Raw genomic sequence first — 20,576 nt, forward strand, 5'->3', positions numbered from 1 at the left:
TAATAGATTGGTATCATTCCAATTCGGGCTCCGGTTTTCTGGACCGATTACAATTCAGATCGGTGGCGGCTACCGCTCGCTCGCGTCGGCGTCGGTCGCCGGACGGTCCTCGCGCATGGGATTGCGACGGCGTTCGGCAGCCACCACTCCTGGGTCGAGAGAGACGGATAGCTGGCCGGGGCTATCGCCCAGCTCCGCGATACGGGCCCCATCCGGTTCGTAGACGGCGCTTCGACCACAGAACGTCCGCCCAGCCTCGGTACCGGCGTGGTTACAGCCGACGACGTAGGCCCCCTGCTCGAGTGCTCGTGCCGGAAGTAGCGTGTGCCAGTCCCGCTCCATGCGGGCGGTCCAGGCCGAAATGTTGATGAGGATATCACAGCCGGCTCGCGCGAGCGCTGCGCTCGCAGCCGGGAAGTTCAGGTCGTAACAGATCTGGATGCCCACCCGACCGAACGGGGCCGCTACGACGACGTACTCGTCGCCGGTCGCGAAGCCGGCCTGTTCCGCACCCCAGCAGTGGCGCTTGTCGTAGCGGGTGCGCACCTCACCGTCCGCGTCGAGCCAGACTGCGCTGTTGTACACACGAGAGTCCTCTCGAACTGGCATTCCGAACAGGACCGCCGTGTCGGCCCCAGCGGCTGCCGCACCCAGCCGCTCGGTCGTCGGCCCAGGGACGGGCTCAGCCAGTGCTGGGAGGTCCTCGAAGACGTGGTAACCGGTCGTCGCGAGTTCGGGGAACACAACCAGGTCCGCGTCGGCGGCCGTAATCGCATCGGCCATCCGTTCGCAGGTCCCGTCGTCGGCCGGTCCGAGGCTGCTCTCGAACTGGACGACACTGACGGTAGTTGGGTCCATGCTATCGGCCCTCGAACTCGGGGTCCCGGTCCTCGGCAAACGCCTCGACGGCCTCTGCGTGGTCGCGCGTCTGCGAGCAGATCCGCTGGGCACGCATCGCGTCGTCCAACCCCTGTTCGAGGTCGACATCGAAGCTCTCGTTGACCAACTGTTTGCTTTGGGCGAGTGCAATCGGTGGGCGGTCGGCCAGCTCCGTGGCGAACGCGACGGCGGCGTCGAGGAGGTCGTCGGCCGGCACCTGCTCGCGGGCGAGATCCCATTCGACGATTTCCTCGCCGGTGAGCTTCCGGCCGGTGAAGATGAGTTCCTTTGCCCGGGCCTCGCCGATGAGCCGCGGCAGGAGGAAGGCCCCGCCGTCGCCAGGGACGAACCCGACGTCGATGAACGTCTCACCGATGACGCCCTCGTCGCTGGTGAGGCGGAAGTCACACGCCAGGGCGGTATCACAGCCGGCGCCGAGCGCGTAGCCGTTGACCGCCGCGATGACAGGCGTGTCGATGCTGCGCAGCGTCCGAACGACATTCTGGAAGAGGCCGAGCCCTGCCTCGTACTCGGCGAAATCCATCTCCGGTGTCAGGGGCATATCATTCAGGTCGACGCCGGCACAGAAGGCGTCGCCGGTACCCGTGAGCACGATTGCACGCACCGCCTCGTGTTCGTCGAGTCGCTCGAACGCCTCGACCGCCCCCCGAAGAAGCGGTTCGTTGTACGCGTTCATTGCCTCGGGCCGGTCGTACGTGACCGTCGCGACGTGGTCTGTGACGTGTTCGACTGTCAGGGGTGCATCGATCTCAATCATCGGTCTCACCTCGTGATGGTGTCGGGGAGTCCTCTTCCTCTGTGTTCCGGCTGGGCTGTCTCTCAAGTGTAATTGCCGCATCGACGATTTCGACGCCGTCCGCGTCGGCGAACACCGGATTCAGGTCGAGTTCGGTCACCGACGGGTTGGCTTGGACGAACGATGAAACCGCGACCAGAAGGTCGACGACCGCCTCCCGGTCGACGGGTGGGTTCCCTCGGGCCCCATCTAACAGTTCTTGGGCCTCGATGTCGTCGAGCATCGCCCGGGCGTCGGCCTCGGTCAGCGGGAGGGCGCGGAAGGCGATGTCCTCGAGTACCTCCACGAACACGCCGCCGAGGCCACACATCACGACCGGGCCGAACTGGTCGTCGTCGACGACGCCGACGATGAGCTCGACACCGGCGTCCCGCATGGGTGAGACCAAGACGCCGTCGAGACTCGCGTCGGGGTCGTACTCGGCGGCTGCCGAGAGTAAGTTGTCGTAGGTCGCCGCGGCTGCGTTCGCCCGCACGTCGAGGGCGACCCCGCCCGCGTCGGATTTGTGAACGATGTCGGGCGAAACCACCTTCATCGCGACGGGGCCGTCGGCATCGGCGGCCAGCGTCGCGGCCTCGTCGGCACTGGTCGCGAGGTCGAACGGCGTGACGGGGAACCCGTCGTCGGCGAGCGCACGTTTGGCCTCGAACTCCGAGAGTTGGGTGCGACCGTGGTCGATGGTTTCGGCGAGGGTATCATCGGCGGTGGTGGCCGTAGGAAGCTGGAAGTCACTACTCCGGTCGGCGGCTGCGATCCGATCGCCGTAGGTGGCCAGTGCTGACAGACTCGCGGTCGCTACGTCTAGCGATTCGACGACCGGGATGCCCTGCTCGCGAAGCACGGCGTGGGGCTCAGTGTCGAACCCCTCGTAGGCGCTCTGGACGACCAACGGTGTGTCGTACTCGGCGGCGAGCGATGCCAGTTCCCGGGCGGCCTCGACCTCGACTTCGGTGTACTGCTCGGCGAAGCGGACGCCGTAGCCGCCGAACAGGCCGGTCAGCAGGAGTGCGTCCACGTTCGGGTCAGCGATGATGGTCGCCGCACAGTCGATGAACACGGACTGGTCGTCGTCGGTGCCCCCCGCGACGTCGACCGGGTTGACGACGCTGGCGGCGTCTGGGAGGACCGACTGGAGCCGCGCTTGGGTCTCGTCGGTGAGTCGGGGGATCGAGAGCCCGCGTTCCGTGCACGCGTCGGCCGCGAGCGTCGCGTGCCCCCCGCCGTCAGCGAGGATGCCCACGTTCGGGCCGTCGGCACGGGGGAGCGACGAGAGTGCGTTCGCGACCGACAGGAGTTCGTCAGAGCGCTCGACGCTCACGACGCCGGCCTGTTCGAGGACGGCGTCGGTTACGGCCGCATCGCCCGCCAGAGAGCCCGTGTGCGAGGAGGCAGAGCGTTTGCCAACGTCCGAGCGGCCGCTCTTGAGCACGACAATGGGCGTGTTCAGAACGACGTCCCGGGCCACCTGGAGGAAGGCTCGGCCGTCGCTCATCCCCTCCACGTAGCAGACGATGGCGTCGGTCTCGGGGTCGGCGTCGAGGAACGGCAGGTACTCGTGGAACTGCAGGTCGGCCTCGTTACCGACGCCGACGTAGTGGCTGAAGCCGACGCCCTCGCGCGTGGCAGCCTCGGTGAACAGCGAGATGGCCATGTTGCCGCTCTGACAGAGCAGCGCGAGACTTCCCTCTGGAACGGTATCGGCACCGACGAGGTTCAGGCCCCGGTGGACGTTGATCATGCCGGAGGTGTTGGGCCCGATGAGGCGGATACCGTGCTCGCGGGCGAACGAGACGATCTCCTCTTCGAGTTCCTCGCCGTCCTCTCCCGCCTCTCCGAACCCGACAGCGATGACAACGGCGCCGGCGAGGTCGGTCTCCGCACAGTCCTCGAGCACGCTGGGGACGATGTGGGCGGGTGTGACGATAAGTGCGAGGTCGACGCGGCCGGGGATGGCCGAGACGGTGGGGTAGACTTCGAGCCCGCGGATCTCCTCTGCGTTCGGGTTGACCGGGTAGATGTTGCCATCGTAGCCACCCTCCTGGAGGGTCACAATGGCCTGATGACCGCGCTTCGTCTCGTCGGTGGAGGCCCCGACCACGGCGACCGCGTCCGGCTCCATGATACGCTCGATATCAGTGGGCTCTCCTGCCATCGTCAGCGTCCCTCGAACTCGGGGTCGCGGTCCTCGGCAAACGCGTCGATGCCCTCCTGCCAGTCGTCGGTGGCCATGCAGGCCAGCAGGGCCTCGGCTTCGGCGGTCAGCATATCCTCCCGGCTCGCCGCACCCACGCGGCCGAACTGGGCCTTGGCGAACTTCATCGGGATAGGGGCGTTCCCCGCGAGGTCGGTCGCGAGCCTGTCGACAGCCGCATCAAGCTCAGTCGCCGGATGACAGCTAGTCACGACGCCCTCCCCGGTAGCCTCCTCGCCGGTCAACGTCGCGGCCGACAGGACAAGCTCTTTCGCCCGGGCTCGCCCGACGCGTTGAGCGAGCGTGTACGTGACGCCGCCGCCGATGTACGTCCCGATTCCGACCTCGGGGAACCGGAGCTCGGCGTCCTCGGCCATCAAGACGAAATCCGCGCTAAGCGCGAGTTCGGCCCCAGCCCCGATCGCGTATCCCTGGACCTTCGCGACCACCGGACGCGGGTGTGTTTGCACCGCTTCACAGGCGTCCTGGGCCTGCCAGACATACTCCCGGCGCTCCTTGGCCGACCGTTCGGTCTCGCCGTGTTGTTCCATGTCCGCGCCGACACAGAACGCCCGACCAGCTCCCTCGAGGACGACGACTCGGGCGTCCTCGGCTTCGGCCCGGTCGAGTCCCTCCTGGATGCCCGCGTACAGATCGGGGGTTACTGCGTTGAGCGAATCCGGCCTATTCAGTCGGATGGATGCGACGTCTCCCTCCCGCTGGTACACCGTCGGAGACTCCGGTGCCATGTCTCGCCTTGTCATGATCGGTTCACTGCCTAGACTCTCAGAGCTCAACCACATAAACTTTGGCTCGTTCTTAACTGAACAGTCTATAGTAGGAACTTTGCCGAATATAGGATTGATGTCTGCGAAAGATTATTATATCATTGTGTAGAAGGTTCGTGTGTCGATGTCTCACAAAGACACACTCAGACGGCGTGACGTACTGACGGCAGTCGGTGCTGGAACGCTGACCGCACTTGCAGGATGTTCCGGCGGCGATGGCGGTGATGGCAGTGATGGCGGCGGCGATGGCGGTGACGGCGGCAATGGGAGCACTGGCGGGAGTGGTGGCGGTAGCGGGAGCGGCAAGCTCCGGTTCCTCGGCTTCGGTGGGAACACGCAGGCCGCCCAGATGTCCGTCTTCGAGCCGTGGGCCGATGAGTCCGGCGTGAAGGTCCAGGGTACCTCTGCGGGCGGGACGACAGAGATGATTTCGCTCATCAAGCAGAACCCCGGGTCCTTCGACATCGTCGCACTCAACGACACGGGGATGGCCCGAGCCCAGAAGGAGGACGTGCTCGAGCCCATCGACCTCTCGAAGGTTCCCAACTACGAGAAGAACATCAAGGAGTCTGCCCGGTCGCTGTCGTACAACATGAGCGACGGGGACACGATGGGGCTCATCCGCGAGAACGGCGCGACCGGCTACGCGTACAACACTGAGAAGGTCGACGGGGAGCTAAACTCCTGGGACGCAATTCTCGACTCGAAGTACGAAGGCAAGGTCTCGCTCATCGACCGCACTGTTGACCGGCTCTCGAACAGCGCGGCTGCCGCCGGGCTCAACATCAACGACGTGCCCGGCGACCAGGGGAAGACGGACGAGATGTTTGCACGGGCGAAGAAGGAAGACAAGAACGTCTTCTCCTACTGGGGTGACGGTGCCACCTCCATCCGCTACCTCCGGCAGGAGAACGCCTGGATCTGCGAGGCCTGGGGCGGACGCGTCCTCGCCCTGCAGGAGGAGGGCTATGACCAAATTGAGTATGTTATCCCAAAGGAGGGAGCGATGGGCTGGGCCGACAACCTCGCCGTGGTCAAGGGTTCCGAGAGCCTCGACCTGGCCCACGAACTGCTGAACCACACCTACCAGCGCGAACACCTCCTGACGCTGTCGGACAAGATGAACTACACCGTGCAGGTGAAGAACCCACCTGAGAAGATGACACAGCTGCCCGACTACGCACCCGCCGAGGATCTGGCCTTCCGTAACTGGGAGAAGGTCCTCCCCAAGCAAGAGGCTTGGACCCAGCGACTCGAGAAGATCAAACAGGGCTAATACTGATGCTCGAAGTCAAAGGCTTCACCAAATACTACGGCGACCTTTGTGCAGTAGAGGACCTCTCCTTCCGCATCGAGGAGGGGGAGTTCGTTACGCTACTCGGCCCCTCTGGCTGTGGCAAGTCGACGACGCTGCACTCTATCGCCGGGCTCGTGGAGCCAACCGAGGGGCAGATCCACCTCCGTGGCGACGACGTGACCGACCTGCCGCCGGAGAAGCGCAACATCGGGATGGCGTTCCAGTCGACGGCGCTGTTCCCGCATATGACCGTCCGGGAGAACATCGCGTACGGGCTGAAGATGCACGGCTACTCCAAGGCCGATATCGCCGACCGAGTCGAAGAATCACTCGAGTTGGTCGACATGCCCGAACACGGCGACCACCGCCCCGGCGAACTCTCCGGCGGCCAGCAACAGCGCGTCTCGCTGGCACGGGCACTGGCGTACGAACCCGACATCCTCCTGCTGGATGAGCCGCTGACGGGGTTGGACCGGGTGCTCCGCGAGGAGATGCGGGGCTGGCTCCACCGCGTCCAGCGCGAGGTCGGTGTCACGACGCTGTACGTTACGCACGATCAGGAGGACGCCCTGTCGATGTCGGACAAGGTGGTCGTTCTTGACGACGGTCGGGCCCAGCAGATGGACTCGCCGGAAGCCATCTACGAGCGGCCAACCAATCCGTTCGTCGCCGAGTTCGTCGGCAAGTCTACCCAGTTCACCGGCGAGGTCACCCACGAGGACGGCCATGCCGTCATCCACAACGACAGCAAGGCCATCACGCTACCCGATGCGTCCCACAGTGCCGGGGAGAGCGTCTCAGTGTACGTCCGACCGGAGGATATCGACGTGGGTACCGAACCGACAGGGGCCACGAACGAATTCCCTGGCACCGTCATCGACATCTCGAACCTCGGGAACCGGGCCGAGATGTCCATCGAGCTCGCGGATGGGACGACCGCGCTCGCTCACACGGGCCGCTTCCCCGATATCGAGATCGGTGAGGACGTCTTCATCCGGTTCGACGCCGGGCGGGTGATCGTCCTATGAGCGTCAGGCAATCCGGACTGAGCGGTCTCATCCACACGGTCGGTGAAGGGCTCGAGGGTCATGTTTCGAATCGGCACCTCGCACTGCTCGGGGTCGGGTTCGTCGGGCTCTTTTTCATCCTGCCCGTCATGCTACTGGTACCGGAGAGCCTGCACCTCGACTCGGCGACGCCGTTCGAGTCCTACCGGCGTGTGATGGACGGGATCTACATCGACGCGTTCGTCCGGTCGTTCCTGTTCGGTATCGTCACGACGGCTGTGACCCTGGCACTGGCGTACCTGCTCTCGTACTACCTCGCCTTCGCCACCGACCGGGTTCGTCTCGCGATGACGCTGATTATCGTGCCGCTGTGGATCGCCTACATCGTCCGGTACTTCGGTATCCTGCTATTCTTGTCACCGGCGGGCCCGTTCGCCGACCTGACGGGCATCGAGCCAGGGCTCCTGTTCACCACGCCGGCAGTGGTCATCGGACTGGCGAACGTCTATCTCCCGTTCGCCGTCCTGCCACTCTACAACTCGCTGAACGCCATCGACGAGGAACTCATCAACGCGTCGCGGGTACTCGGTGCCAACAAGTGGTGGACCATCGCGAAGGTCATTTTCCCGCTGAGTCTCCCTGGGCTGGTCGCTGCCGGGCTCATCGTGTTCATCCTTGCTGCCGGGTCATTCCTCGGACCGGCAGTGCTTGGTGGCCCACGGCAGACGATGATCGCGAACGTCATCGCACAGGCGTTCCTGGACAACTTCAACATTCAGTTCGCCTCGGCACTCGCCATCGTCTACACCGTATTGCTCGTCGCGCTCTTGTTCGTCTTTAATGCGGTCTTCAGCCTGCAGGAGGTGCTCGAGAATATATGAGTACGAGCACGACCGCAGCAACTCGACTGCGCGGCCTCTCGTTCCATGCTATCGTCGCCGTCGTGTTCGCCTTCCTGCTCTTGCCCGTCATCATCGTCGTGCTGACGTCGTTTACCACGCAGACGTTCCCGGCAATTCCACAGGAGGGGATCTCGCTGGCGTGGTACGAGCAGCTCCTACAGGACGACAAGCTGCTCGATGCACTGACGGTGAGCCTGGTCGTCGCGACGGCGTCAGCGATTCTCTCGGCCATCATCGGAACCATCGCAGCGATTGGGTTTGTGCGTGCGGAGTTCCCCTACAAGCAGCAGATTTCGACCGTCATGCTGCTACCGATGATTATCTCGCCGGTTATCACGGGCATCGCGCTCGTCCGGTACTTCGGGACGCTCCAGCTCCCGTCGGGCTACCCGGCACTCGTCCTCGGCCACACTGTGCTCTCGCTCCCGTACGTGTTCCTGCTGGTCCGGTCGGAACTGCTGACGTTCGACGAGGACCTCGAGCGCGCTTCGCGGGTTCTCGGTGCTGACCCGGTGACGACGTTCCGCAACGTGACTGGGCCGATTATCTCGCCGGCCATCCTCGCAGGCGGGTTCATCGCCTTCGTCGTCTCGTTTGGCGAGTTCACCGCGACGCAGTTCCTCATCTCTCCCGACACGAGCACGGTCCCGGTCGTCATTTACACGATGCTCCGGACGGGACTAACGCCGACAATCAACGCGCTCTCAGTCGTGCTCATTGTCATTATGCTCGTGGTAGCGCTGTCCAGCCGCCGCCTCACCGCTTCCTGACGCCCCGATTCTTTCTCGACTGGCGGTTAGCTGTTGGCGAGAGTCTCGACAACGACCCGACCAGTCTCCGGTGTCTCATCAATCAGGACGGCGGCCTGCCCCTCTATCAGACGTTCGCCATCCTCGTCGATTACGTCCGTCGTGAGCTGATATTTGTTCCTGCTCAGGTCCTTGACGACTTCACACACCGCGGTGAGTCGGTCACCAATGTCGGCCGGTTTGAGGAACGAGAGGTCCTGTGAGAGGTAGATGGTTACACCGGGGAGACGGGCCAGCGCGGCGCTGATCAACCCGCAGATGAGCGTCCCATGCACTATTCGCTGGCCGAACCGCGTCTGGCTGGCGTATTCCCCGTCAAGGTGAAGCCGGTTGGTGTCGCCGCTGGCGGCCGCGAAGGTCCTCACGTCCTGTTCGCTGATCGTCTTAGAGAACGTGACCCTGTCACCGACGTTAACGTGGTGGTCCTCAAGTCCCGTCCCCTCCACATCCCAGTCGTCTTTCTCGTAGGCGGTCTCTTGCTGTCGGCGGTAGCGGGCCGTCGGTCGCTCGTGGCCGTCGATTTCCTGCCGTTGAAGGATTTGCGGGACGTGACGAACGATATCGTCAGTGCTGACTAACCCAACCAGTTCATCGCCGTCAAAGACGACTAACCGGGCGACATCATGCTCAAACATTGTTTCGACTGCGTCGCCAAGGGTGGCGCTTGCATCGACCGAAACGACATCGGTCGACATGAACTCCGACAGCGAGCGCTCTTCCGGGTCCGACACCTCGCTGAGTAATCGCACGAAGTCGTCGCTGGTGACGATGCCGACAACCGTGCCGTCCTCGACGACGACTAGTGACCCGATTGCGGCCGTATAACACCGGCCAGCAGCATTGCTGGCGGTTGTCGTAGGCGAAGCTGTCTTGACCGGACTGCTCATTACGTCGGTGACGCGAATCGGGAACGCCATGATCGGAGGTCGGTCCGACGTGACAAGAGGCTATTTGACGAAAACATACCAACCGATGAGAGTGATACCGTGGTCAAACGCGATTTTGCGGATGTGATTTCCAGGAGCGACTGCCCCACGCAACGTCCGAGTGCTACCAACGCTCTGTAAGTAGATTGCTTCGAGGAACTGGCTAGCTTGCTCGTCGCCACCATGAGCGCGTTCTACCTATCACGCACCTCCAGCGTACGCCCGGGTATCCAGAGATGTTCAAGCGGAGTCTCAATCGAAATTGATTACGGGCTTGATGATACCCTCTTCTTTGCTCTCCATGAGGTGGAATCCCTCGTCGATTTCGTCGAAGGCAAACTCGTGGGTGGTCATCCGAGCCGGGTCGACCTTCTTGGTTTCGAGCAGGCGCAACAGCCGCTGGAGGCGAAGGCGGCCACCGGGACAGAGTGAGGTCACGATGTCCTTTTCGGCCATCCCGACGCCCCACGCGTCCCGGGGGATATCGACGTACTCTCCTTCTCCATGGTAGCCGACGTTCGAGATCACACCACCGGGCTTGGTGACCTCGATACAGTGCTGGAACGTCGTGTTCGACCCTAATGCCTCGATGGCCGCGTCGACTCCCTCACCGTCCGTGAGGTCCATGATCGCTTCGACCGTGTCTACCTCGGTGTAATCGACGATCTCGTCCGCGCCGTAGAACTCGGCGAATTCCTGGCGTTTCGGAACGTTCTCGACGGCGATAATCTGCCCTGCACCTTGGAGAGCCGCCCCTTGGGTCGCCATGAGCCCGACTGGTCCTTGAGCGAACACCGCGACAGTTCCTCCGACAGGGATGTCCGCCCGCTCGGCCGCACTGAAGCCGGTACTCATCATGTCGGTTACATACGCCGCGGCCTCGTCACTGACGGAGTCCGGGATCAGAGCCATGTTCGCGTCCGCGTCGTTGACGTGGAAGTAGTCGGCGAACACGCCGTCCTTGACGTTCGCGAATTTCCACCCACCGAGCGCTCGTTCTGACTGTGAGGGGTGACCGTCCTGGGTGGCCAACGACCCCCAGTCCGGTGTGATCGCACCGACAGCGACCCGGTCGCCTGGCTCGAAGATTTCGACTGCCTCGCCGACCTCCTCGACGATCCCGACGGCCTCGTGGCCGAGCGTGATGTCCTCTCGCTCTCCGATGGCACCATGGACCGTGTGAACGTCCGAGGTACAGACGAGGCCCAGCGTCGGCTGAACGATTGCATCGTTCGGCCCCGCCTCAGGTCGGTCTTTCTCGACGAACCCTGTCTCTCCAACCGAGCGCATCACGTATGCTTGCATAATCGACCAATATGAACTGACGAGAGCAGTACACTTGGCCGCATAGACGGGTTTCTACTCACCTCTCTAGCAGTTACGGACGAGTCCAATTTCTGATGGAAATTGCCCAAAGTAAACGAAGTCAACGAGTTCTTAGAGATAGCGAGCGACTTCGAGGATCCGCTCGAAGTCATCCGCGAGTCGCTCTCGAACGCCTACGACGCGGACGCGACCGAAGTCGGGAGTACGATTCGAAATCGTCCCGGTGGTTTGGATATCATCATCGAAGAAGACGTCCCGTTAGAGAGCACGGACGTCGCCGTATGCTGGACGCTCGGCGACGTGGCCGACCTCAAGGAGTACGAGCGGAACGGTTACTTTGGTGGTGAGATCTCCCTCCAGTTAGACGAGGGGACGCTCACCTACACCAATCGAGAGTCATACGTCGTGGAGATCCTCGAAGTGAAACCGCTGCTCCAGCGGAAAGCCGCTCCGAAGACGAGCGCCTGAGACAGGCTCGAACGAGCGGTCGTCCGCCTGAAGGAGTGGGTCAGCCGTCGATGGCGGCGAGAATCCGGGAAACAGCGTAGTCGGCTTCCTCGTCGGTCAGACACATCGGGTTGACGACTATCTCGTCGGCACCGATGCCGTCGGCCCCGACGTAGACGCGGGGGTTCTCGTCCCTGAGCGCGGCCACGAGGTCGCGGGCACTGATATCGACGCCCGAAAGCGAGACGACGGCTTCCGGTGCGACACTCGTCCCCTCCGGTGCGGTGGTGGTCACGTCCAGGCCGGTCTCACGCAGGCGGTCGACGACGGCATCGACCCGGGCGCTCCACTCCTCTTGCAGGGCTTGCTGGTCCTCTTTGACGAACGAGTCTAGCGCGCTTACGAGGCCGACGAGTTCCTCCTTGCCGACTTTCATTGGTCGGCCGATGCCTTGCCGTGGGACGCCGTCGAAGTGCGCACGATCGAGGAGTCCCTCGGGAGGGGTCCACACGTCCGCGGCGACGTGCATGTCGAGGTGCTGAGCAGCGATCGACTCGACGTACTCTCGTCTGCCGGCGACGATGCCGGTGGTCTGTGGTCCGCGAATACCCTTCCCGCCGCTGAAGACGACCATGTCCGCGCCCGCATCGACGAACGCCGAAAGGTTCTCAACCGGCGGGACTTCCGCCGCGGCGTCCACAATGACTGGCACGTCGTTGCCGTGGGCGATTTCAGCGACCACCGAGAGGTCGGGCTGCGTGTACGTCTTCTGGACGTAGCCGACGGCGACGGTCTGGTCGGTTATCGCTCGCTCGATCTCCCACGGTTCGACGTTCGTCGCGCCCGTGCCGAGGTGGTGGTCGTTGGTTCCCACATCGACGATGGTCGCGCCAGCCGCCCGGAGCGCGTGATCGTAGCCGGTGCGGTGGGTCCGGGGCATCACGATCTCGTCGGGAACGCCCTCAGTGTTCGGTAGGCGGTCCATCAGGGCGACATCCGTCCCGGCGATGGCCGCCGCTGCGGAGAGGAGGAGTCCGGCGGCCGCGCCGCTGGTGACGTATCCCGCCTCCGCGCCGGTCACCTCGGCGATCAGTTCCGACGCACGGGCCTGTAAGTCGCCTAACTCCACGAACTCGCCGGCGGCCCGGCACATATCGTCGAGCGCCTCGGGGCGGATGCGACTACCGCCGATTCGCGTTTTCGTCCCGGCGGCGTTGATCACCGGTGGGACGCCTAGTTCCTCGTAGACGGAGTCCTCGCGTGTGTGCTCTGACATAGTGAGCGAGACCGGCCAACAGCGGACTGTCGCCGGGCATCGATACTGACCGAACGAGAAGTCAGCAGTTAAAACCAAAGAATCGTTGTCAACGGCCCGCGGCGCGAGTTCGCACGGTGGGCGTTCCGAACCGCCTCGGTGGTCGCTCGTCGGCGTTCAGCGAGCCGCCACTCGATGAACGCTAAAGTATCCCGGGCGAATTCGTGTACCTTCCACAAACAACTGTGTAAGAGTGTATATGGCCGATAAATTGATACAGCCAGGCGGTTCACCTTATATACAATCGATTCTCATCACTTATGACCGAGGAGCCTACAGTGCTGGTCGTCGAAGATAACTCGGCTGACCGCCGCCTATTCGAAGAAGCGGCCGCCGAGGTGGCGTTCCCGGAACTCGAATTTGCGACCGATACGTGGGAAGCAGTCGAGTTCTTTCCGACGCTGTCAGAAGATAGCGAGGGAAGTGACACGGCTGCGATGCCGGCCCTCCTTCTGCTCGACCTCGACATCCCCGGCGACGGCGGTATGGCGTTGCTCGAAGAACTCAAAGCCGGTTCGGCACCGTGCCGTCGGGTCCCGGTACTCATCCTTTCGAGCGAGGACGACCAAGAGACAATCGACAGAGCGTACGACCTCGGCGCGAACGCGTATCTCACGAAACCCACCGACTACGAGGCCTACGTCGCACTCATAGAGATAATACGGGACTTCTGGCTCGACCGGATCGAACGACCGTCGTATCGGCACTAGCCGGCCGTTTCACGGATCGAAGCGCAGGGAACTCACCCGTCGTGTTCGTCGAACGCTTCGCCGGTCTTCTCGGCGCGTTCGGCGGCGAGGATATCGGAGTAGCGCCTCTCGACGACTTCGACGGAGTTGCCGAGTTGGTCGGCGGCGGCGTCGGCCCCCTGTTGCATCGCGAGGACCCGGCCGACGCCGCGGCGAGCGCCGTGGAGTTGGAGATATCCCGCTTCGACATCGATGTCGGCCTCGTCAGTCAGCCGCTTCAGTAGTCGGCGTGCGCCGTCGGTCGTAATACTGGGCGGCCGGCCCGTTGCGTCTCGGAGCGCGTCGAAAATCTCGGCATGGCCCGATACCGCTCTCTCGACGCCGGCCGCATCGAGCGCATCGTGCAACGAAGGATAGTGAAGCGTCGGAAAGAGCGGCCACTCCGGTGCGGGATCGAGGACGGTCCGCCACCGTTCGAGGGCCGTCCGTGCCTGTGGCGGAATTGAGCGGTCTTCCCACCGTTGATTCTTCCCGAGGACTTCGAGGCTATCGCAGCCGTCAGCGAGGTCTCGCCACATCGCGCCGTCGCGGCGGTCGTCCTGTGAATTGGCGAGCAGTTCGCTCCCGCGGACGCCAGAGTAGGCGAGGACGTACACGAGCGCGCGGTTCCGTACGGGACCGTACGCGTCGAGACCGTCTTCCTCGATAGCCTCGCGTGCCCGTTCGTCGACGTGGCCGAGGATCGCCTGCCGCTGCCCGCGTTGCCACGTCTGCTGATGCTCCTCCTTTCGGGTATCGGCTTCGGGGAGTGGCTCCCTGGCGGCTTCCTGGATCCCGTAGTGTGTATCGATGAGTCCCTCTCGCTGTGCCCAGCCCAGCCACGCGGAGACGTAGTCGTAGTACTTCTGCACCGTCCGTGGTGAGTGGCCATGCCCCAAGAGTTCCTGACGGATGTACCGCCGAAGCGTCCGGGCCTCGATTCCGTCGAACCCGTCGATACCTTCGCGTTCGAGGTAGGTCACGAACTTCCCCAGTTCGCGCTCGGCGTGGCGTCGGTATATCCCGCTTTGCTTTTGCCCGCCCTTTCCACGCGAGACGAGGTAGTCGTCGAGGGCGCTTCGAAGTGCTGGCGGTGCGTTCTCGACCCCCGAACCCCCGGATTCGCTGTCTGTCATCGACTCGGATGCACGTACAGCGACGACCCCCAAAAATCTACTCGTGATTCCCCGACGAATCACGAGTAATCGTCAGTTTGGCCCTACCGGTTGTTTTCCACAATCTGAAGCGCTGTACTCCCAAGAGACCCATTTATATATCAGATATCGCTATATCAAATCTCGGAGTTTGGAAGTTGAGACTATAGCGGGTTTAGCGGGGCTATGATGCGTGGTTTCGGGCGAATCGACGAGCGGTATCTGTTTCAGATCCTCTCCAAACGGGGATTCTTGATGTACTGGAAACTAATCCGAGACATTTCCGAGTCTTTGGACAGTGTGGCCACTCAGACGCCACGCTAACACGGCGAGAACCACCTCACTATCCGATTCCCGTTTCCTTCTTCAACAGCGTCAGCGTATTGTCGGCTGTTACGATCGGCGAATGCTCGTATTCACCAGTCAATTCGACCTGTACCAGATCGACTGCTCGCCAGATTGAGTACAACAGACACGCGAATACGAAGTAGAAGAACCGGAGGCCAAAGTCCTTCGAGGTCGTGGCGGCCATGAATCGCTTAATGGACCTGTAGCCACTTTCAATCTCCCAGCGATACCCGTACTCGGTAAGGAATCCACTGCCGCGGTTCGACATGAATACCGAATACTGCCGGTGATCATCATGTTCAGAGTCCTCCTTCCGTCGATAGAGCAGCGTCGTCTCGTGCCACTCGTTCTTCCCGAGATGGAGCTTGCGGTCGGTCTCGTATCGGTCTTGACCCCGCTGTAGCAACCGTTTGGCCTGCGCTTTCTCGCTGGTCTGCATTCGCTTTGGGACGACGTACGACAGCCCGCGCTGGCTAATCATCTCTAGAATCTGCTGGCTGTCGAACTCACGATCCATCAGCACATTATCGATATGAACAGCCGCCTCTGCCGAATCCAAGAGGTCCGTGACGATCTCCTTGCGCGTGTCCCCTTTCCGAACTGGGCGCGCATCTAAGACGATCGGGACGGCATTCCCGACCAGCTGGACTGTCGCCCACTGGTAGGCGTACTCATCGGTGTTCTCTTTCGTGCCGATAATCTCGTCTTCGTGACCCGCACGATTGCCAGTAAACGGGTCGGACTCTGTGATGTCGATCGCGACAATACCGGCTCGGAAGAACTCCTCCGTCTCTGCGACTCGATCTAAGAGACGACTCACGGCTTGGCGGTACATCTCGCGTATCTGCTCAATGGAGAGATCCCGCACATGCTCGCGATGGGCGTGGCCCAAAGGTGTTCGATCTCGGGTCGATTCGTGGATGAAACTCCGAGCCCCTTCGTTGACAGCTAAGTTCTCTCGAAGCCCCAGATAGGTCTGAAGGTCTCAGTAGGCATTCTCATGGATCTCACAGCCCTCACCACGGTCCAATGAGAACGCGGGAACGCAACGTCGCTGACGTGGTTAGTGACGGCCTCGGCCTGCTCTGATATGATCTGATCATCGGGTTCCGATTCTTCATTCTCGTCATTGGTGTCTGCGGCTCTGCCGTTCTGGTTCTCGTGGAACAGAGACACCCGCATTTTGGGCTTTGATGAGGATCGTTCGCGCTGTGGTTTCGACCGTGTTCCGGAGGTCTGCAGTGAAGCGATGGTGCCAACTGCGCCACAGGGTTGACTGATCGGGGACCGACTCCAAGCCGATCTGTTCGCTGAAATCAGGGTGCTGGGTGAGGTATTCGACGAGGGCCGTCTCGTGGTCCCAGCCATGGCATTCTTTCAGCAGGAACAAGCGAAATAGTGTCTCCATCTCGTAGCTCGTCGATCCTGCATACCGGTCGTAGGGATCGAACTGGACGTATGCAAGCGGTAATGTGTGGACGAATGGTTCAACGCCCTCGTGTTCGTCTTGTTGGAACCACGTTTTTGCGACGACGCGGACATCCGACACCAGTGCGGGAAGCGACGAGCGATCGAACAGCGGGCTAGACCCATACGTTGGCCAATCGACATAGGAACAATGAGCGATTTGGCGAAAGACTGTTCGACGCGACTCGGGGGTCATAGCCATGTGGGTATTGATAGCAAAACGTCGAAGACCAGTTGATCAAGATCGGATAGAAGTTGGATTCATCAGCGGAAGTGTTGTGGTTAGTTGGAGTAAAAGACACTCCCCAATTGTGTTTCTCGCCAATATTTCCAGAGGTAGGATAGATCACTGGGATACAACAGTTTTACAATTTCCCGCTTGCTCCCATCGTTAATATCTGAAAGGGTATCTCGAGAGAGCTTGTTCAGATCTTGCATGAGTCGGTCGTACCGTTCGTTTGGTGCAAGGTATAGCAACCTCGTCATCGTCAATCGACGGTCTTGTCTGGGGGCAACTTGCTCGTTCCATAGGTCGTCGTAGACTCCCATCTCCTCAGCAGAGGTGTTTTTCGTCCTCGTCAGACAGCGATCGGCTGTCATTGCAGCTGCTCGAGCTGATTTCATACACTTGTAGATTCCCTCTCCCCAGACAGGATCAACCGATGGGACAGTATCACCGATCGCCATAAACGAATCAGTACTCATTGATCCGGGGGGCTGTACATGTGCTGATCCCCGAACTGGACTCTCTGCGATTTGTCTAGCGTTCTCGAACCGTGGGTCAGTATCAAGCCAATGTTCGAGATACCCGTCGACGGTGCGATCGTGAATGGCGTTTTCTTGATAGCGTTCATTCTGGATGTAACAAATACCGACTTTTGCTGTGTCGTCACCCGTATGGAAGATCCACGAGTAACCTCCAGGGGCGTACTCGTGGTCCAACCGCAACATCATCGCGTCAGTGAGATCAGCAAACTCGGGATGAGTGAGATCGACGCCTTTGAATAAGTATTCAATACCAATCGCGTGGTTCTCCCGCTCAAGATTGGCTATCCCCAGATCTTTAGCCAGTGGCGCAGCCGGACCCGTAGCATCAATAACGATTTCGCCAAAGACCTCTTGGTCACGATTATAACGGACACCAACGAGATCGCCACCTTCGACGATCGGGTCACGAACACGAGCATCAAACCGATACTCAGCACCCTTGTGACGACCATCCTCGACAAGGAACTTCTTGAACGCCTCGAAGTCCAAGACAAAGCCCGGCTGGTCCTGGATAAAGTGTTCATTTGGAGATTCAAGAACTACTGATTCAGTCGCGTGCATAACGACGTCGTCCGGGATGCTGAAGGAGGTCATCATTGACGCAAACGTTCCGCCGGTAGATTTGTTACTTTGAGCTGGGAACTCATCTTCTGCTTCGGTTTCTAAGACGACAACATCGTACCCACGGTCAGCTAGATCTCGTGCACACTGCGCCCCCGCTGGACCTGCCCCAGCGATGATTACATCATACCTGTTTGACATCGTTGGAGAACAACTACTCAAGAGCGGATGAACAAGATGTTGGAACACAGTGCCACTTTTCGGTTGTTTCTACACAGGCCCGGCGCCCACCATCTTAGTGGGCAGACATCTGTGACACCACGTTGACGCAGTAGACGCCCCCGATAATGAGGCCAATTCCGAGAAGGCCTGCCAGATCAACTGGTTCATCAAAAACAACGGCCCCGATACCTGCCACACCGACAATACCCAATGCTGCCCATGTCCCATAGACGACACCCATCGGTAATTCCTCTAACGTCAGGGATAGTAGATAGAACGCTGCCCCATATCCGAGGACAACCCCAATACTGGGAACCGGTTGTGAAAATCCCTCCGAGAGTTTGAGGGCAGTTGTCCCGAATAATTCGGAGAGTATTGCACCAGCAAGCAGTACGTACGGATGCATATCGTTAGGTCTCGAATCCGCCGATATACGACTACTGAAACAAAACAGCACTTACAATTTGTTTGGAGGCACAATGACAAAGCATGACGGAATTGAGCGAGCTTGGACTCTCAAGTTACGAGGAGAAGGCCTATCGAACCCTTCTCGTAACAGGAGCAGTGACGGCAGCTGAACTCTCTGATACTAGTGGGGTTCCAAAAGGCCGTATCTACGACGTACTAAACGGCCTTGAAGCTCGCAAGCTGATCTGGAGACAGTCAAGCGATCCAAATCGGTACGTTGCCGTACAGCCAGAAACCGTCGTCGACAGGCTTCTGGCTGAACGGGCATATGAACTGAAACAAGAGTGGGATCGTTACCGCGAGAAAGCAGAAACAGTTCGTTCGAACCTTTTGCCGACACCACCAACAGAGAGTAGTTTCTGGCTTGGATCGCTGGGGAGTGACGAAATGAGTACAGCACTCCAGCAGCATATGCGAACCGCGGAGAACGTTGTCAAAGCAACCGTCGGGCCTCCCTACGAGGATGCGACGTGGGAGACACTCCAATCTGAAGTGGAAGGCTTTTTCGAGGGTGCTAATACGGATTTGTCTGTTGACCTCCTCTTCAGTGAAAAAGCAGTTACCGTACTCCCCGACCGATTCCCACATCTAATTGAAGACCAGCCCGCAGACATAACTGTCAGAACGACTCCTCAGATTGCGCTTTCGTTTGATATCGTGGACAATGTGGAGACGACGATCGATGTGCTACATCCAGTATCTGGTGAAGACAGGATCGGTGTGATCGGGATCAAAGATTCGCAAGTCGTCTCAGAGTTTGAGCAGTACTTCCAACGACTGTGGACCGATGCTGTTCCCCTCCTTGAGTGAGACAGTGATGATGGGAGGAAGACGTGATGTGATGTAATTGACTCAAACGGCTCTGTTGAAATCCTCAGCAAGTGATATATTCTGACCCAGTCGCGGTCAGTATAGACGAAGGATTGCTCTATCCGGGAAAGGTATTATTCTGGCTACCTGGTTGTTCTCATCATGGTCTCTCTCCGAGAGGCGTCTCCCGAAGACGCAGCAGCGATGGCGCGTATTCAATCGGAGTCGCTCCGAGAGAACGCAGATGAGTACTACACAGACGAACAGCTTGCGCTTCTGGCACCCGCTGAGCCAGATGCTGAGGAAATTCCTGAGGACGAGTTTTCCGACGAGTCGTGTCGTCCAATTATTCTGAATTGGATGGAGAGATCGTTGGCTGGGGAAGCATCCATCTCAACGAGAACGTGCTGGCAGCAACATTTGTTGATCCTGACTACACAGGACAAGGAATCGGGCGGACAATCGTTGAGGAACTCGAAACAATCGCTCGACAGGAAGGCGTAGAGGTGCTGATCGTTCCCGCGTCGCTAAACGCTGTTGGCTTCTACGAAACACTCGGCTTCGAAAAACAACGCGAAATCGATGCAAGTGGTCCCGACACACCAGAGATTCCGAGTGTCGAACTGACAAAGCAACTGTCCTAAGTACTCAACTCGCATCTCTTATCGACCAGCTGTTTCAGATGAGAATATGTCTGAAGAAGAGGGTTTCAACAGAGCCACTCAAACCGATATTGCCCCTGTGCATTGAGAAGGCAAGTCTCAACTCCTGTGCGCTCTGAAAGCTGAGACTACAGCGGGGTTAGAAGGCCTATAATGCGTGGTTTCAGCCGAATCGGTCAGCGGGAACTTCCTCAGATCGGCATTCAAACAGGCATTCTTGTTAAGATATCTACCATATGACCAAATTAGGAGACATCTGGTAGCGTTGCCACTCAGATATCGCGCTAACCCGGACAGAGTGTCTCTCTATCCAATACCGGTTTCCTTCTTCAGCAGTGTCAGCGTATTGTCGGCCGTCACAATCGGTGAATGTTCGTAGTCACCTGTCAATTCGACCTGTACGAGCAGATCAACAGCGCGCCAGATCGAGTAGAGTAGACATGCAAATGCGAAGTGGAAGAATCGCAGTCCGAAGTCCTTCGACATCGTCGCAGCCATGAACCGCTTGATTGATCTATAGCCACTCTCGATTTCCCAGCGGTAGGCGTACTCTGTGAGGTGTCCGCTCCCCCAATTCGTCATAAACACCGAATACGGCCGGTGGTCGTCGTGCTCAGCGTTCTCTTTGCGCTGGTAGTTCAGCGTCGTCCGGCAAGCCGCAGGACTCACGTTCTATGCGTGAAC

At 60.2% G+C, this 20,576-nt stretch carries 18 protein-coding genes and 2 pseudogenes; 8 read left to right on the forward strand and 12 right to left on the reverse strand.

The genetic code is table 11. The annotated features are described in order from the left end of the window. Positions 1-69: 69 nt before the first annotated feature. Genes E4S61_RS22430 through E4S61_RS22445 form a run of 4 tightly spaced genes read right to left on the reverse strand, consistent with a single transcriptional unit; the run spans position 70 to position 4,636 of the window. Positions 70-858, reverse strand: a complete 789-nt coding sequence (locus tag E4S61_RS22430) for a carbon-nitrogen hydrolase family protein (protein ID WP_135306148.1) — start codon at positions 856-858, stop codon at positions 70-72. Position 859: 1 nt separating this feature from the next. After that, positions 860-1,657, reverse strand: coding sequence for an enoyl-CoA hydratase/isomerase family protein (locus tag E4S61_RS22435; protein ID WP_135306149.1), 798 nt, complete (start codon positions 1,655-1,657; stop codon positions 860-862). Next, on the reverse strand, positions 1,650-3,848 hold the full coding sequence (locus E4S61_RS22440) for an acetate--CoA ligase family protein (protein WP_135306150.1): 2,199 nt from the start codon (positions 3,846-3,848) through the stop codon (positions 1,650-1,652). The genes E4S61_RS22435 and E4S61_RS22440 overlap by 8 nt, the downstream gene beginning before the upstream one ends. Positions 3,849-3,850: 2 nt before the next feature. Then, the gene (locus E4S61_RS22445; protein WP_135306151.1) at positions 3,851-4,636 is read right to left on the reverse strand and encodes an enoyl-CoA hydratase/isomerase family protein; all 786 of its coding nucleotides are present in this window, start codon (positions 4,634-4,636) and stop codon (positions 3,851-3,853) included. A gap of 163 nt (positions 4,637-4,799) precedes the next feature. Here E4S61_RS22445 and E4S61_RS22450 point away from each other — a divergent pair, with 163 nt between their 5' ends. The 4 genes from E4S61_RS22450 to E4S61_RS22465 are packed head-to-tail and all read left to right on the forward strand — an operon-like array spanning position 4,800 to position 8,651. Then, positions 4,800-5,951, forward strand: coding sequence for an ABC transporter substrate-binding protein (locus tag E4S61_RS22450; RefSeq protein WP_135306152.1), 1,152 nt, complete (start codon positions 4,800-4,802; stop codon positions 5,949-5,951). A 5-nt stretch (positions 5,952-5,956) separates the two neighbouring features. Then, a complete protein-coding gene (locus E4S61_RS22455; protein ID WP_135306153.1) occupies positions 5,957-7,000 on the forward strand; it encodes an ABC transporter ATP-binding protein in 1,044 nt (347 codons plus the stop codon). Beyond that, entirely contained in the window at positions 6,997-7,860 is an 864-nt protein-coding gene (locus E4S61_RS22460) for an ABC transporter permease (protein WP_135306154.1), read from the forward strand. The genes E4S61_RS22455 and E4S61_RS22460 overlap by 4 nt, the downstream gene beginning before the upstream one ends. After that, the gene (locus E4S61_RS22465) at positions 7,857-8,651 is read left to right on the forward strand and encodes an ABC transporter permease (protein WP_135306155.1); all 795 of its coding nucleotides are present in this window, start codon (positions 7,857-7,859) and stop codon (positions 8,649-8,651) included. Before E4S61_RS22460 ends, E4S61_RS22465 begins: the two co-directional genes overlap by 4 nt. 26 nt (positions 8,652-8,677) lie before the next feature. Here E4S61_RS22465 and E4S61_RS22470 read toward each other — a convergent pair whose 3' ends face one another. Both E4S61_RS22470 and E4S61_RS22475 read right to left on the reverse strand, forming a co-directional pair. Beyond that, a complete protein-coding gene (locus tag E4S61_RS22470) occupies positions 8,678-9,607 on the reverse strand; it encodes a CBS domain-containing protein (RefSeq protein WP_135306156.1) in 930 nt (309 codons plus the stop codon). Between the two features lie 261 nt (positions 9,608-9,868). Further along, positions 9,869-10,921 (reverse strand): NAD(P)-dependent alcohol dehydrogenase, encoded by a 1,053-nt coding sequence (locus tag E4S61_RS22475; RefSeq protein WP_135306157.1) that lies wholly within the window; start codon positions 10,919-10,921, stop codon positions 9,869-9,871. A gap of 102 nt (positions 10,922-11,023) precedes the next feature. Between E4S61_RS22475 and E4S61_RS26010 the strand changes: the two genes are divergently transcribed. After that, positions 11,024-11,410 (forward strand): hypothetical protein, encoded by a 387-nt coding sequence (locus tag E4S61_RS26010; protein ID WP_209309589.1) that lies wholly within the window; start codon positions 11,024-11,026, stop codon positions 11,408-11,410. Positions 11,411-11,450: 40 nt separating this feature from the next. Here E4S61_RS26010 and E4S61_RS22485 read toward each other — a convergent pair whose 3' ends face one another. Continuing rightward, complete coding sequence (locus E4S61_RS22485) at positions 11,451-12,665, reverse strand: aminotransferase class V-fold PLP-dependent enzyme (RefSeq protein WP_135306158.1); 1,215 nt, start codon at positions 12,663-12,665, stop codon at positions 11,451-11,453. A gap of 299 nt (positions 12,666-12,964) precedes the next feature. On the opposite strand from E4S61_RS22485, the gene E4S61_RS22490 reads away from it, so the two are divergent. Continuing rightward, positions 12,965-13,414, forward strand: a complete 450-nt coding sequence (locus E4S61_RS22490) for a response regulator (RefSeq protein ID WP_135306159.1) — start codon at positions 12,965-12,967, stop codon at positions 13,412-13,414. 32 nt (positions 13,415-13,446) lie between these two features. Here the strand turns inward: E4S61_RS22490 and E4S61_RS22495 are convergent, their stop codons facing one another. From E4S61_RS22495 to E4S61_RS22510, 4 genes and pseudogenes are all read right to left on the reverse strand, one after another. Continuing rightward, positions 13,447-14,568, reverse strand: coding sequence for a tyrosine-type recombinase/integrase (locus tag E4S61_RS22495; protein ID WP_135306160.1), 1,122 nt, complete (start codon positions 14,566-14,568; stop codon positions 13,447-13,449). A gap of 361 nt (positions 14,569-14,929) precedes the next feature. Next, a pseudogene (locus E4S61_RS22500) lies at positions 14,930-16,603 on the reverse strand (transposase). An 80-nt stretch (positions 16,604-16,683) separates the two neighbouring features. Continuing rightward, positions 16,684-17,931 carry a digeranylgeranylglycerophospholipid reductase gene (locus E4S61_RS22505; protein ID WP_135306161.1) on the reverse strand — a complete coding sequence of 416 codons (1,248 nt, stop codon included), beginning with the start codon at positions 17,929-17,931 and terminating at the stop codon, positions 16,684-16,686. A 94-nt stretch (positions 17,932-18,025) separates the two neighbouring features. Beyond that, a complete protein-coding gene (locus tag E4S61_RS22510; RefSeq protein WP_135306162.1) occupies positions 18,026-18,358 on the reverse strand; it encodes a DMT family transporter in 333 nt (110 codons plus the stop codon). An 83-nt stretch (positions 18,359-18,441) separates the two neighbouring features. Here E4S61_RS22510 and E4S61_RS22515 point away from each other — a divergent pair, with 83 nt between their 5' ends. Beyond that, positions 18,442-19,230, forward strand: a complete 789-nt coding sequence (locus E4S61_RS22515; protein ID WP_135306163.1) for a TrmB family transcriptional regulator — start codon at positions 18,442-18,444, stop codon at positions 19,228-19,230. Between the two features lie 356 nt (positions 19,231-19,586). Continuing rightward, positions 19,587-19,874, forward strand: coding sequence for a GNAT family N-acetyltransferase (locus E4S61_RS26015; RefSeq protein ID WP_209309590.1), 288 nt, complete (start codon positions 19,587-19,589; stop codon positions 19,872-19,874). A 324-nt stretch (positions 19,875-20,198) separates the two neighbouring features. On the opposite strand, the pseudogene E4S61_RS22525 reads toward E4S61_RS26015, so the two are convergent. Continuing rightward, positions 20,199-20,540, reverse strand: a pseudogene (locus tag E4S61_RS22525) (transposase); the annotation flags it as partial. Positions 20,541-20,576: the final 36 nt, after the last annotated feature.

The organism is Haloarcula amylovorans (assembly GCF_004681185.1).
Classification (GTDB): Archaea; Halobacteriota; Halobacteria; order Halobacteriales; family Haloarculaceae; genus Haloarcula; species Haloarcula amylovorans.